At 46.3% G+C, this 13,255-nt stretch carries 14 protein-coding genes; 3 read left to right on the top strand and 11 right to left on the bottom strand.

Translation table 11 applies throughout. From position 1 onward, the window contains the following. Positions 1-130: 130 nt before the first annotated feature. The 3 genes from PPM_RS03785 to PPM_RS03775 all read right to left on the bottom strand — a co-directional run bounded on the left by PPM_RS03785 (position 131) and on the right by PPM_RS03775 (position 1,249). On the bottom strand, positions 131-430 hold the full coding sequence (locus PPM_RS03785; RefSeq protein ID WP_013369376.1) for a spore coat protein: 300 nt from the start codon (positions 428-430) through the stop codon (positions 131-133). Between the two features lie 16 nt (positions 431-446). Then, entirely contained in the window at positions 447-632 is a 186-nt protein-coding gene (locus PPM_RS03780) for a hypothetical protein (protein ID WP_013369375.1), read from the bottom strand. 194 nt (positions 633-826) lie between these two features. Continuing rightward, the gene (locus PPM_RS03775; RefSeq protein WP_013369374.1) at positions 827-1,249 is read right to left on the bottom strand and encodes a hypothetical protein; all 423 of its coding nucleotides are present in this window, start codon (positions 1,247-1,249) and stop codon (positions 827-829) included. A 286-nt stretch (positions 1,250-1,535) separates the two neighbouring features. Between PPM_RS03775 and PPM_RS03770 the strand changes: the two genes are divergently transcribed. Next, entirely contained in the window at positions 1,536-2,000 is a 465-nt protein-coding gene (locus PPM_RS03770) for a MarR family winged helix-turn-helix transcriptional regulator (RefSeq protein WP_013369372.1), read from the top strand. A gap of 120 nt (positions 2,001-2,120) precedes the next feature. Here PPM_RS03770 and PPM_RS03765 read toward each other — a convergent pair whose 3' ends face one another. The 8 genes from PPM_RS03765 to PPM_RS03730 form a co-directional block, all read right to left on the bottom strand. Continuing rightward, positions 2,121-3,713, bottom strand: coding sequence for a glycoside hydrolase family 32 protein (locus PPM_RS03765; RefSeq protein WP_013369371.1), 1,593 nt, complete (start codon positions 3,711-3,713; stop codon positions 2,121-2,123). Between the two features lie 105 nt (positions 3,714-3,818). Beyond that, the gene (locus PPM_RS03760) at positions 3,819-5,318 is read right to left on the bottom strand and encodes a glycoside hydrolase family 68 protein (protein WP_013369369.1); all 1,500 of its coding nucleotides are present in this window, start codon (positions 5,316-5,318) and stop codon (positions 3,819-3,821) included. A 609-nt stretch (positions 5,319-5,927) separates the two neighbouring features. Then, positions 5,928-7,442 (bottom strand): MDR family MFS transporter, encoded by a 1,515-nt coding sequence (locus PPM_RS03755; protein ID WP_013369367.1) that lies wholly within the window; start codon positions 7,440-7,442, stop codon positions 5,928-5,930. Between the two features lie 174 nt (positions 7,443-7,616). Continuing rightward, the gene (locus PPM_RS30475; protein WP_013369366.1) at positions 7,617-9,176 is read right to left on the bottom strand and encodes an ABC transporter ATP-binding protein; all 1,560 of its coding nucleotides are present in this window, start codon (positions 9,174-9,176) and stop codon (positions 7,617-7,619) included. 54 nt (positions 9,177-9,230) lie between these two features. Next, positions 9,231-9,818 carry an ECF transporter S component gene (locus PPM_RS03745; protein ID WP_013369365.1) on the bottom strand — a complete coding sequence of 196 codons (588 nt, stop codon included), beginning with the start codon at positions 9,816-9,818 and terminating at the stop codon, positions 9,231-9,233. Between the two features lie 163 nt (positions 9,819-9,981). Next, the gene (locus tag PPM_RS03740; protein WP_013369364.1) at positions 9,982-10,737 is read right to left on the bottom strand and encodes an energy-coupling factor transporter transmembrane component T family protein; all 756 of its coding nucleotides are present in this window, start codon (positions 10,735-10,737) and stop codon (positions 9,982-9,984) included. Then, positions 10,721-11,317, bottom strand: a complete 597-nt coding sequence (locus PPM_RS03735; protein WP_013369363.1) for a GNAT family N-acetyltransferase — start codon at positions 11,315-11,317, stop codon at positions 10,721-10,723. The genes PPM_RS03740 and PPM_RS03735 overlap by 17 nt, the downstream gene beginning before the upstream one ends. Before the next feature lie 187 nt (positions 11,318-11,504). Then, positions 11,505-11,810 carry a hypothetical protein gene (locus PPM_RS03730; RefSeq protein ID WP_013369362.1) on the bottom strand — a complete coding sequence of 102 codons (306 nt, stop codon included), beginning with the start codon at positions 11,808-11,810 and terminating at the stop codon, positions 11,505-11,507. 352 nt (positions 11,811-12,162) lie between these two features. Here PPM_RS03730 and PPM_RS03725 point away from each other — a divergent pair, with 352 nt between their 5' ends. Then, positions 12,163-12,642, top strand: a complete 480-nt coding sequence (locus PPM_RS03725; protein ID WP_013369361.1) for a GAF domain-containing protein — start codon at positions 12,163-12,165, stop codon at positions 12,640-12,642. Positions 12,643-12,732: 90 nt separating this feature from the next. Beyond that, positions 12,733-13,209, top strand: coding sequence for a hypothetical protein (locus PPM_RS03720; protein ID WP_013369360.1), 477 nt, complete (start codon positions 12,733-12,735; stop codon positions 13,207-13,209). The last annotated feature ends 46 nt before the right edge of the window (positions 13,210-13,255 follow it).

The following is a 13,255-nucleotide window of genomic DNA, read 5'->3' as shown; positions in this document are numbered from 1 at the left end:
GACCTATTTCTTGTTTTTTTATGATTGCCTTCTTCTCCATATTTCATGTGAAAGTCAATTTAATTTGTAATAAAGAAGCATCAGCAAGCTCGATTAAAGGTTTGCTGATGCTTCTTTTTAATTAAACGTTTTACATTTTGGACAAAGAAAGTGCCTTGTCTGCATTTTGAATATCCATTTGAATTTGTTGATCCGGATCATAGGCGTTGTAGTAACCATTGTTCTTCATATAATTAAAAATTTGCTCATGAAGATTAACAGCTTTGCTCAATTGGTCACAAAGAACATTTCGAACTTCTGAGCTGGTGGACTCTGTTAAGGCCGCGGCGTAGTTTTTGATCCCACTTTTAGCTGAAATTAACAGATCTGAAGCAATCACCTGATCGGTCATGGGGGTCGTACCGGTCATATTCTCAATAAAAGAATTCACGTTATTCCTCCTTAAATTATACAAGCAGATTTCTAAGCTGTTGAATATCTTGTGTACCGCCACTGATATCCTGCTGTAAAATATTTTTTAAATTTGAATCTGAGACTAAGGGAAGCATGGTTTGAGTTTTTGTAATACAAGTTGTTTTAAACGTAAGCAGCTCATGCAATTCCAACTTTTCGTGAACTCCAAGTTTTTGCAAGATCAAAACCTCCTTTCTGAACTTCTTTTGGTATTTCCTACGATTGCTGCCCTTATGCACGATCCAAGAATCTTAGTTTTCACAATGTCCTTTTCAGCTGTTTCTCATGATGAAAAAAGGTTCCTTCAAGCCATTAATCATGGCTTAAAGGAACCTTTTTATTCCAAACTGTGCAACCAGTGCGAACACAATTGTCAGGTATGGACGCTTCCTGAAAAACCGTCCACATCGTCCTCCGGTTGTTGATCAGAGCTGACGTTGTGTTCCTGTGTTGTGTTCGTAAACGTTTGGGAAGAGCCGTTTTTATACGCCTCGCTCCAGTCTTCATTGATGATGTGCGCTGGAATAATCCAATCCTCTGGGCTATAACCTGGATTTTGCATACCGATATTACTTTGTTTACCTGGACGATAAGTGAGAACTCCTGTCTCAATTATACTTCCTTCATAAGCTTGGCAAATCTCTAATGCAGACAGCACATCCTGGTTCTCAACGTGAACACTGAGGCCTGTATCACCGTTCGTGCTGGCAGAGTATCCAATCTCCTTTAATGTTTCACAGGCTTGGGCGGCTTGCTGCGGATCACGAAATTGAAAACGGAAAGAACCCGTATCCATGTGCTTCATCTCCTCTGAATTTATCTTATTTTGTTATTTGGGTTCATTAGGTATGTTATTTGTTAATATAACCAATCGGAACGGTATTTTTACATTCGAAACCTTTATTTTTCAAAAATTTACCTTAAAGCTTTGAAATTAAATAATTAAAAAAGCAGCTACTGTGACAAATCGCATGTTTTCCCTACGTAAATCCCTTTATGCTAGTAGTAAGGGTATGGTTGCCCGGTCATCCGAACCGAGCGGTCAAAGGATGCCCAAATCCATACATAAAGGCGGAATGAAGATGATAGATTACCGAACATTGGTGACACAGCAATCCATGCATTTGTATAGCGTGTTTGCCAAGTCATTCAAAAGTGTAAACGAACATGCGGTTGCTGGCATCAAAACGGTGGGCTTCAACCCAACGGCCTTCGCCGTGATGGAAGTTTTATATCACAAGGGAGCACAGCCAATTCAACAAATTGGAGCCAAGTTGCTTCTGCAAAGCGGAAATGTCACTTATGTGATCGACAAGCTGGAGAGCCGCGGTTATTTGCACCGTCACCCGTGCGACCAAGATCGTCGTATTATATATGCAGAGTTGACGGACGAAGGACAACGCGTCATGGATGAAATTTATCCTGATTATACACGTCAGATTGAACGTGCCTTTAGCGGAATCAGCGAAACCGAAAGAGATCAACTCATCGGCTTGCTCAAAAAATTGGGCCGTAGCGCTGATAATCTGTCACCTTATCACAAATAGAACGAATAGTAATTTTAGCAACTGATCGTTTGTGAATAAACGAACAATCTTATAGCTGTGCTAAACGAAAATTTAGATTTACACAGAAAAGTCCACCCTTATATTCATGGGTGGACTTTTTTAATGACTAAAATGTTTGATCACTACATTATTAAAAATAGCCTTACCGCCATCTGAAAAAAGAGTAATTCCCCGATCCTCTAAGCGTGGGAATATTAAGGAGGAATAAGCTACTTCTCCATCATCTACAAAGACTTCGATGCTGGTTTTATCGACGAGAATCTTCAAGTGGACATTTTTCTTGTTGATATCAAAAGGCGCCTTACTCTCTACATATTTTCCACTCTGATCCGGCTGCCCGGTGTTCGCTCTGTTTACATAAGAGTATTGACCCTCCACCGAAACACCCACATCTACATGACGCTTGCCATCCGCAGACTCTCGAAGCCTCAATCCTGTATTTTTGATCGTTGACCAAGATACATCCGCCTCTAACTGATAGGCATCACCTGCTATCGGAAGCGTGTGAGTCCCATCTACTTGGATCTTCCCCAATGATTCCGTTGCAACTGGGAATTGCTCCAAAGCTGGTACAGGCTGTGAAACCAAGCGATAGCCGACATCAGATGTACGCTTCAACCGAATTTGGCGAACAACTGAATCCATTCCATTAAAGCCTTCTTTTAGGGTAGGCGTGTTATTGGCATAATCCCAATTGTTCATCCAGGCCAGCGCATAACGGTGACTGTATTGGTCTTTGGCTTTGCCATCCTCGAACGTAACCGCACCATACCAGTCAAAGCCATAATCCAGCCAATCAGGATCATTGCGATCAGGGAGAAATGCTTCTCCATTAAAATCTCCCGTCCAATAGGCATATGTGTTGGGTCCACCGGTTGGTTTACTATTGGCGCTCGCGCCCAGAATCCATTGATAGGTCCCATCATCTGCGCGCATCTGGTAAAGGTCAGGACATTCCACAAGCCCGATATTTTCTGTTTGAAAGCCACTCGTAAACTGCCAATCCTTTAAATTTTTAGACTTATAAAAGCCAATCTTCGTTCCCTCTGCCATGACCATCACCCATTGATTACGCCCAGTATCCCGGACGATCTTGGGATCTCTGAAATCCTTCGTACCAGGGTTGGACATCACAGGCTTGTTGCGGTAAGAAGTAAACGTCTTGCCTTTATCCTTACTGTACCACAGAAATTGTTCCTGCTTTCCTCCATCTGCGGAGGGCTGTGTGACAATGGCTACAAGTGCGCCTTTTCCAAAACCAGCGGTGCCATGATCGTCGATCACGACCGAACCGGACCAAGGATCTCCATTCGGGTTCGTATATTTGGGAATCGCCACCCCTTCATCTTTCCAATGAACCAGGTCGGTGGATGTGGCATGGCGCCATTCTGTACCGTTCTTATGAGGGTAATCACGATTATATAAATAATAATAATGATATTCCCCATCCATATAAATCGGCCGCTGTGGATCATTTTTCCACTTATCCGGGACGGTAAAATGATAGGCTGCGCGATAGGTCGGTGTTGTATGCTTACTTTGATTCGCTTGATTTTTTGGAGTTGCAGCAGGTTTAGGTGGTTTACCAGCATCCTGTTGGTACATATTCCATCCCATAGCTATAAATATCGTTAAGCCTGTGATGACTACTACGGATCGTATCCAAATGTTCTTGGGAGCTTTTTTTCTCATTATGACGATCCTCCTTACTTCATTGCATCGTTATGTATCGTCCGATGGACGACAGATCGGGTTGCTACCGACTGCCACCTTCGGACATACTGCTTAAATACCTACTTATTTCTTTCCGTACTCATTTTGGTTTTCTTTTTTGTCATTCGCTGGATCAATCGTGATTTGCCCTTGTTCCAGAATACCGTTTTTCACAACAGAAGTTTTCGAACCTTTAATATTCAGCAGGAAGCTTGGTGCAAAAGTAGATTTGTGATCCGGGAAAAGCCCACGATTGGTCATATAACTCGAAACGACTACGTTATTGCCTTTGCCTTGCGGGATAGCAAAATGGGCATACGTCCAGGTAATATCATCACGATCCAGATCCTGATGAAGAACGAGACCGGTTCCATTCAACGGTTTATAAGGCCCTGTCAAGGAAGTAGAAACATAACCCAGCATGTAAATATCATCGTCACCGATCGCATCTACAGTCACCTTAGAACCTCTTGTACTCGTAAATAAATACCACAAACCGTTCATTTTGAACACATTCGCCCGTTCAATTTCATCTGTTACCAGATTGGATGCAATCAAAGGAGGCATTACATTTTTCAACGTATAATCATCATTCAATTCAACGATGCCCAGTGCGCCGTTCGCTAGCTCAGCTCCCTTTTTCTTAGGACTTTGCAGCAGGTTTTGTTGCTCTTCCTCGAAGAAATTCTTATTGCCGCCATAATAAGCTGGGTTTTGAATCGAATCTTCGCCCTGATAGCCTGTCTCTGTTCCTGTGTTGGCTTCAAATATAATATATTTGTGGCCTTGATCCTCGACATAGTGAGGGTCTCGAAGAGTATGATTATCCATATCTATTCCGACGCTTTGCTGTACATTTTGATAGGTTTTACCATCTCCACCGTCATAGATCGATTTCAAATCCTCGACTCCATCTACTTTCAGTGTCTTATCATCAGGCTGAGAGACATTAATTTGAGCCGTGCTCAAGGTTTGCTTGCCGTATAATTTGTTATTCGGGTCATACGGCTGTCTGCTGGTATAGAATAAACGTACTTGTCCATCAGAGGTTAAGGTAGCTGAGCCGGACCATTCTTCTGACTGATTTTTGAGAATCGGATCGTTGGAGAGCAGTTTATCATTGTCTTTAAATACTCTACCAGCATTTTTCCAGCCGCTCAGTGAAGTATCACCCGCTTTTTGATAGAACAGATATATAAATGTATCCTCGCCTCTTTTAGGATCGCCTGCCAATCCAAAAACGATATTATATCCCTTGTAATTAGCCACTGTGCCATCGGCATTTTGTAACGGCCAGCTGTCCCAGACATCCAGATCAATCTGCTTGCCTGAGCTATCGTGACCAATAGCAGAAGGAATATTTTTAATTGTAGAGGCATCGAAGGACGGAACCTCATATTTCTCTTTACCTTGCTGTTTGAAAATATTCAGCATGTCACTACGCGTAATTTGGGTAAATGCACTGTCTGCTTTGGAATCTGCCTCGTCATTTCCCTTTGCAAAAGCCTGAACGCCGCCTCCTAACAGTAAGGTAGTTGCTACTGTTGCAGTGGCTGCTTTACTAAACCATTTGTTAAACTTCAAGTACTCCATCTCCCTTAATCTGATTATGATTTCTAGATTTGAAACCCAACTTTTTGGTTGGTAGGGCCATTTTATATGGTATGTCAAACGATTGATATAGACTGAAAATCCCTATTATGTGAGGGAAGAAAACAGATTCCTCTATAAATTTCATCCTCATATTTTCCTAGTAATTTTCTGAAAATCCCTGTTTTTTCATTCTTATTACATTCAGAAAAATTTGTTACTTGATTTTTTTTCGTATCCCATTTTGCTTGGTTGGTTGCTTCATTCACATGCAAAATCGTTCTTAAATAAATCATACAAAGCCCGATTTGGAAGCGGGTTCAAAAAAATGGTTCCTTAGTACTGTACGGCTCAATACAGAAACAAATTTTTAGTTACAATTTTTTAAGACTTTTTTACCATTTCGTTACCTATTCGATATGAATATATCGCAATCTCTAGGGGGTTTTATTTTCTTTTTTATATACTGGGGAATTTATCGGTCCTATACGAGGTGGCTATTTTGCTAAATCAGTAGGAGAAGAGACCTTAGCATAAAGAAACAGCCCGGCCCCTTATTGGTGTACCGGACTGTCTCTTATAATGAAAGAAGTATATTATTTTTTATGCGTGTTCTCTTTGTGGTGCCTTTATACGCTGATCTGCCTCTTCTTCCGTACCCGGTGGGCGGTTCCGCAAGCCGAGGACAACAAACCAGCTAATCACTGCAATAACGACCATGATCACGAACAGGGAATGCAGACTGTTTTCCAGTACAGACCGGAGTAATCCGGCAACCTTGTCACTTAGACTCTGTGAAGCATGCGGGGCCAGCAGACCATTGATATCCTCCTGCGTAACCCCTTGCTGAGTGAGCTGTCCGTCCGCTGTCTGGGCAGCAATGCGATAATTCAGCCATGAACCGAAGGCTGCAACCCCAATTGTTTGTCCCAACGTGCGCAGGAACGTATTCAAGGCTGTAGATGCACCACGCAGCTGGAATCCGACCGAGGACTGAGCAATAATCGTGAACACGGTCATCGAGAAGCCGAATCCCAGTCCATACAATAATGTAGACAAGAACAGCAGCCAGATCGGAGCCGTTTGGTCCATCAAGGTCATGACGAAAGCTCCCAATACAATCAGGGTCAGCCCGATCAAAGAGGTTCGACGCGAACCCAGCGTCAGCAAAATGCGTCCACCGATCATGGAGCCAAACAGCCAGCCTACGGACATTGGTGCCAGTGCAAGACCAGATGAAGCGGCATCTCCACCGTGTACGCCCTGAATCCATAGTGGAAGATAGCTAGTCAGCCCGATTAGCAGGGTACTGACGAGTAGTGCAGCGGCACAGGAAAAAGCGATATCCCGTATCCGAAACAGCTTCAGAGGCACCATCGGTTCCTGAGCGCGCTTTTCGATAACCAAAAACAAAACCAGGAACAAAATAGCCACCGCAGCCAAGGCCAGCAATTCAGGAGAAGCCCAGTCGATATACTGTCCCCCCAGGGCCAATACGAGCAAGAGTGCCGTCATCCCGATGGTAAAGGTAACTGCTCCCGCCACGTCGATACGTGCGGTACGCTTGCTTACCTGTTCCCGCAGGTAACGGGCGATGAAGAACATAGCCAGAAATCCAAAGGGAACGTTAAAGCCAAAAATCCATTCCCAGCCAAAATAGGTGACCACGTAACCGCCCAAGAGAGGCCCGACAAGGGAAGAAATCCCCCATACCGAGCTGATCATGCCTTGGACTTTACCACGTTCCTCCATTTTGTATATATCACCGATAATGGTAAAGGTAACAGGAATGACACCGCCTGCTCCAATCCCTTGAATAGCCCGGTATAAAATAAGCTGCTCCATACTACCAGCCAGCATACAAAGCAAAGAGCCAACCACAAATAACGAGCACCCAATTAGAAAAATGGGTTTTCGGCCAAACAAATCGCTAAGTTTGCCGAAAATAGGCGTGGTTACAGCCATCGTCAGCAAATATGCCGTAAAAATCCAGCTGAGCAAACTCACACTGCCCAGTTCACTCACAATTGTCGGTCCTGCTGGACCGATAACCGTTCCTTCAATCGCGGCCAGAAAAGTGGCCAATAGAACACCTGTCAGCACGAGCCCGCGCTTCATAGGTTTATCGTTTCCCAAGCAAATCACAAATCCTTTCCTTGTAAAAACTGTGTTGTATCTGTACGGTTTTTCCTTCCCAGCTTGGATGATTACCCGCACTGCATAATCGTAAACAGGCGGCCTATATAGGCCGCCTGTTGTGTACGATGTATATATATTATTGTCTACATATCCTTAATTTTTGTCAACTGTAATCGTATGATAACTCCCGCTATCTTCCGTTTTATAGAGATACCCCTCTTCCATACGAAGAACATGGCTGGCAAAGCGTTCAGCTATCTGTATATCATGGGTAATGATTAGAAAAGCCGCGCCTTCAGCAGCCTGCTCTGTACACATACGGAGCAGGCTATTCGCCCCTTCGTAATCCGTTCCCGCAGTTGGCTCATCCAAAATGTAAAGCTTTTTGGGTAGGATAAACTGCGCCGCAACGCTCAAAAGCCTTTTTTCGCCTCCACTTAACAGGTATGGCGAAACCTCTAGCCTGTGGCCCAGCCTGGCGGCTGCCAGTAAGCGATGCGCTCGTTCCTCATAGGCGGCGGGAATCGGATCTCCGATCCGTAAACCAAACTTGGCGCGCACGCTGTACAAGCACTCTTCCCACACCGTTGCAGCTGCAAACTGATGCTCTGGTTGCTGGAACACATAACCGATCCCGGCAGCCAGTTGATGAATGGGCAGCTTCGCCATATCCTGCCCCTCCCACCACATGCATCCCTTCGGTGCGGGGAGTAGACCCATAAGCAGCTTGCCCAGCGTGGTTTTGCCAGAGCCGTTCTCGCCCAGCATTACGGCTCGTTCGCCAGGCGCAAGGGCAAGACTCACGCCCTTGAGCGCCGGACGCTGGCTGCCGGGGTAGGTGAAGGGCAATCCCTTCACCTCCAGCAACGGCTGCCCAGCGCAGTTAGCCGCCGAGCCGGAATTCACCCCCGGCTCACGCGGCATGTCTTCCCTCCCTGCGGAAGAGGGGAGCAGCCCCCAGGCTGCCAGCTGCGCCCCATGCTCGCGCAGCAGCTCTTCGGGCGGACCTTGCAGCAGCATAGTCCCGCCCTTCAGCACGATGACGCGCTGTGCTGCACGCGCGCCATCATCTATACGGCCGGACGCAGTGATCACCGTCCGGCCTGCGGCATGGAGCCGCCGACATAGCAGGACGAAGTCCCGTACAGCCGGCGGGTCCAACTGCGCGGCTGCGTCGTCGAACACGACCAGCGGCGCTTCCAGCGCCAGCACCGCAGCAATGGCGGTGCGTTGGCGCTGACCTCCCGAGAGGCGCCGCACGAAGGAGCCGCGCTCGGATGCCAGGCCGACGGCCTCCAGTGCAGCGGCAAGGCGCTGTTCTATTTCTGCCGGAGGCACGCGCAGATTCTCCGGTCCAAAAGCAATTTCGTCTTCGACGATTCCCTGCACTAGCTGGGCATCCGGGTCCTGAAGCACGACGCCGACAGTGGTGGCGACCGTAGCCAATTCAGCGGTGTCGGGGTCCATCCCGTACACGGTCAGCTCTCCCGTCCGTTCACCCTCGCCAGAACGGGACAACCCGCCATGAAGCAGCTGGCACAGCGTAGACTTTCCACTTCCGCTAGCTCCAACAATGGCTACATGCTCGCCCACCGCAATGTCCAGCGTCAGACCATGTAACGCTGGCTCCACCTGGTCATCATACCGATAGCCAAAATTCCTCAAGGAAACAGCCACTCTATTCTCAGAAGCATGATCACTACGTTCATTCATAACCGAAATACCCTCGATCCCTATTGTTCAAGCTATAGCCATGCATAGCCTTGGTTATGCACGTGAAGCGCGTCCCAGTTCAAAGCGTTTTAACAGCCCCGTTCCATTTAAGGCATCGCCCAGTACTTTCGTCAGCAGACCACACAGGACAATGCCGCTCAGGATACGAACGACCAGTGCAATCGTCAGCACCTTCCATCCCCAATGCATATAGCCAAACATATTGGCTGCCACGATAAACCACAGCGGAACCATGGCTCCGCCCGCCAGCATCAGTGAAACTGTGTTCCAGCGGCGATATCGCAAAAGAGCAAATACCAGTTCCGCCACAACCATATAGCAGACAGCCGCCGCGATGATAGACGCAATTCCATAGGCAGAGCCCATAAAAGACTGCACTACTGCGCCAAAGGCATAAGCAATTACCGCCGTACCTGGCTTACGAATAATATAATAGGCCAGCAAACCATATATCATGTACAGCCCGACGATAGCGGAAGTTGCAATAGGCCCTCCCAGACTGTTTAACGTTTTGTTAATCATCGACAAATACACAGTCATGACGCCGTTCAACGTAGCCAGCATGGCCATTAACACGATATCCAGCGTTGTAAACTTGGCAAAAATACGAGATTCTTTCATATATATTTCTTGACTCCTCTCCATAATCTAGTATACAAGGTCATAGACTCTGGCCCTTGTACAAACTGTTACTGTATAAATGTATTCATCCGCTGTCTCATTGTCAACCTAATTTTATTTAACAAGTTGACAATGAGAGCAAAAAAAAGGGGCTGCTTCTTTATCATACCCACCATAAAACAGCCGTAGCGAATACAGCAATCACAGCATATACGTAGCCTAAACGCCCATTTTTCAGTGTACGAAAATACGTCCGTTCTGCATAAGCGCCAAAACCTTTGCCCTCCATAGCCAGTGCTGTCTGCTGAACCCGTCTCACAGCATTCACCAACACAGCAGCCGCATACCCGCTCCACCATGATAACCGATTGCTCCATCCTCGTGGTGGCTCCTGTCCACGGACACGTCGTGCAGCCATAATTGTTCGCCCTTCTTCTTCCAATAAGGGTAGAAACGTCAACGCCACTGAAATACCGAACGCAAACCGATAAGGCACACGCAAGCGCAGATTCAAAGCCTGCACAAAATCTCGGGGATCGGTCGTCGAGAGATAGATATAGGATGCCAAAAACAATACAAAAATCCGCAGCGTTAATGCCCCCGCGATATCCAGTCCCTCAGCTGTAACCACAATGGGTCCCCATGAAGCCACTTCATGTCCTTCTCGAATCGCTAGGATAGACAGTATAAAATATGGAATCCCTAAACCAATCAGGAACGACATAGCGCGAAGTTGTCGTGCCAGGGTCAACCGTGCACCCAAGCCAGCCACAGCGATCAGTACCGCCAAGAGTGCCGCTTCCCGTAGCGTCGAATCCCATGACATCGACAGAAGACTAAAGCATCCCACCCATATAAGCTTACTTAACGGTCCAAGCCTGTGCAGCGGCGACGAACCGCCGTTATACTGAAACAGCATTTCGTTGTACCTCCAGTCTGAGCCATTCTTCATGCAGTAATGAGTACATCAGCATATCCTTAAAACCTGTAGATGTATGCTGTACCTGCCGTAACAGCCCTTCCTGGGTCCAGCCCATCGAGGACAGCAGGGCTTGCGAGCCTGTATTGCGCGGGTCCACCAGCGCTTCAATCCGATTTAATCGGATCGTGCCATATCCGAATGAAAGCACCAAGCGAAGCGCCTCTGTCATATAGCCCTGTCGCCAATAAGGCTTGGCCAACTCATAGCCAATCTCGGCTTTATAAGCTCCCTCTGTCTGCCAATAATTAAAGCCGCAACTTCCAATCAGCTTCCCGTTGTCCTTCAGCTCGATCCCCCAGCGCAGCGCATCCTCCGTCTTCGCCAGCTCATTCAACAGCCCAATCATATCCTCAGCATCCTCACGTCCTGACATACCGGAAAGATTCATATAACGGTGAACCTCCGGGTCAGACCAGCAAGCGAACATCGTAGCCGCATCCCGACTTTCCATCCTTCGCAGCCGAAGACGCGGGCTTTCCAGCAGTGGTATATGCCCCTTACTTGCATATGCACACATGTTCCATCATCCTTCCAGCATCAAAATACAACAAATATACGCTACATTTAAGCATACACCTCCAACAAACACAACCTTATTAAAGTGGACAGACCCTATAAAATCAAATTAGCCCTCCGCTTCCTGGAATCAGGAATGAAGAGGGCTACCTTTTATTTTTATATGATTTTTTTGTGTCCCTATTCTTTTAAGAAGAGGCACGGGCAGCGACTTGCGCTGGATTTTTCACAACATCTTCGTACAATACGCCTAGCATTGACTGAATCTCCTGCAATTCTTCGATCCCTGCGCCGGTAAGGCTGAACATATCATCATGCGGCGTCAGAAAGTTTTCCTGTGTCAGGTTTTCCAGCTCCTGCTTGACTTCACGTTCTCCTACGCGGTATCCGCGTTCTTCGAGTACAGGTTGTATATCTCTCACCGTCAAATCGTCCTGATGTGCATAAGAAAGCATCTGTATACGGATAAACAAGTTCTGAACATCTGCATGCATAATTGTAACTCCTCTCTGGCCTAAGCCAACATGTTACATTGTTTTTACCCATAGGGGAGAAGCTGGAAACAGATGAGGGCAACCCTCGCTGAATTACTTTCTATATTATATGTCCCGCTAAAACGTAAAGCTTTGCCGTCAGCGCTGCTTGTACAGATAGGGAATTGTGCTGCTGTTAGAGTAAGGTGATTATTCCAAGACGGTAGTGCTATTTTCTACTTGACTGAATATGTACAATCGTTATATCTTAAATTAATTAACCAATGGTAAAAGCGATTTGCACAATTACCTATTTTTGGTGATATATACAACAGTTAATATGAAAATTTAATGTTAGGAGCGTGGACTCTACATGTTTCAAACTATCCCTTACGAAGGAACACGTCAGGAACAATTCGAATCCGTTCTCGGACAACTCCGGGCACTTGTTCACGATGAATCCAATAGGATTGCCAATTTAGCGAACGCTTCAGCGTTACTGGGTCACTTTCTTCCAGATGTGAACTGGAGTGGCTTCTATCTTTATGATGGGACTGAGCTTGTACTAGGTCCCTTCCAGGGTTTACCCGCATGTATACGGATTCCACTGGGGCGCGGCGTTTGCGGTACCGCAGCAGCTGAACGGCGAACACTTGTCATTGACGATGTACATGCATTTCCAGGACATATCGCCTGTGACGCTGCTTCCAATAGCGAAATCGTTATCCCTCTAATCAAGAACGATGAGCTGATTGGGGTGCTGGACATTGACAGCCCGCTAAAAAGCCGATTTGATCACGAAGATCGTGTATTCCTAGAGGAATTTACGGCTATTCTGGTATCCAGCCTGTAACCAAAAATTGTGCATATATATGCTCTTCCTTCGCCACAATATATGAGGGTCCTAAAACCTAAACTATCCGGCGAAGGAGATTGATGATCAATGTTCAATAACATGGCTCCGCAACAACAAATTCATCAATGTGAACAAATTATTCAGCAATTGGTACAACAAACACAGCAAGGAACCGCTATGTATCAACAGTTGCTGCAACAAGAGCAACAAAATGCATCCAGCCTTGAAAGCCTGATGCAACGTGAACGTAATGCGGCTCAAATGATCCAAACCGCAATCCAGGACCACCAAAAAGCTATGCAGCAATACCAACAAGTTATTCAACTGTGTAGTCAGCTGGAAAACACCATCCGCTCGAGCAACCAAATGACTCAACCTGGATTTGGCGATAACTATGCTTCCCGTAGTATGCAACCATCCGCCTTTAGTACAGGAAGCCACATGAATCACAACTTTCCGCAACATATGGGGACGACCGGACAGCATTTTGCAGGCAGTAGTAACATGCAGCAGTTCGGAAACAGCAGTCAACAAGGCATGAGAACAGCACCAAGCGGCATGTAAGCTGCTTTACACAAAAAAGGGTGAACAGCAGGCCGTCGATTGGTTT

Origin of the sequence: Paenibacillus polymyxa M1 (assembly GCF_000237325.1) — a bacterium.
In the GTDB taxonomy this organism is placed as follows: domain Bacteria; phylum Bacillota; class Bacilli; order Paenibacillales; family Paenibacillaceae; genus Paenibacillus; species Paenibacillus polymyxa_C.
Note: the sequence above shows the minus strand (reverse complement) of the source record. Positions and strands in the feature narration are given on the sequence as shown.

Coding starts and splice junctions, on each gene's coding strand:
- PPM_RS03775 (WP_013369374.1), bottom strand. CDS start 1,249: ATGGATACGGGTTCTTTCCGTTTTCAATTTCGTGATCCGCAGCAAGCC.
- PPM_RS03770 (WP_013369372.1), top strand. CDS start 1,536: ATGATAGATTACCGAACATTGGTGACACAGCAATCCATGCATTTGTAT.
- PPM_RS03765 (WP_013369371.1), bottom strand. CDS start 3,713: ATGAGAAAAAAAGCTCCCAAGAACATTTGGATACGATCCGTAGTAGTC.
- PPM_RS03755 (WP_013369367.1), bottom strand. CDS start 7,442: ATGAAGCGCGGGCTCGTGCTGACAGGTGTTCTATTGGCCACTTTTCTG.
- PPM_RS30475 (WP_013369366.1), bottom strand. CDS start 9,176: ATGAATGAACGTAGTGATCATGCTTCTGAGAATAGAGTGGCTGTTTCC.
- PPM_RS03745 (WP_013369365.1), bottom strand. CDS start 9,818: ATGAAAGAATCTCGTATTTTTGCCAAGTTTACAACGCTGGATATCGTG.
- PPM_RS03740 (WP_013369364.1), bottom strand. CDS start 10,737: ATGCTGTTTCAGTATAACGGCGGTTCGTCGCCGCTGCACAGGCTTGGA.
- PPM_RS03735 (WP_013369363.1), bottom strand. CDS start 11,317: ATGTGTGCATATGCAAGTAAGGGGCATATACCACTGCTGGAAAGCCCG.
- PPM_RS03730 (WP_013369362.1), bottom strand. CDS start 11,810: ATGCATGCAGATGTTCAGAACTTGTTTATCCGTATACAGATGCTTTCT.
- PPM_RS03725 (WP_013369361.1), top strand. CDS start 12,163: ATGTTTCAAACTATCCCTTACGAAGGAACACGTCAGGAACAATTCGAA.
- PPM_RS03720 (WP_013369360.1), top strand. CDS start 12,733: ATGTTCAATAACATGGCTCCGCAACAACAAATTCATCAATGTGAACAA.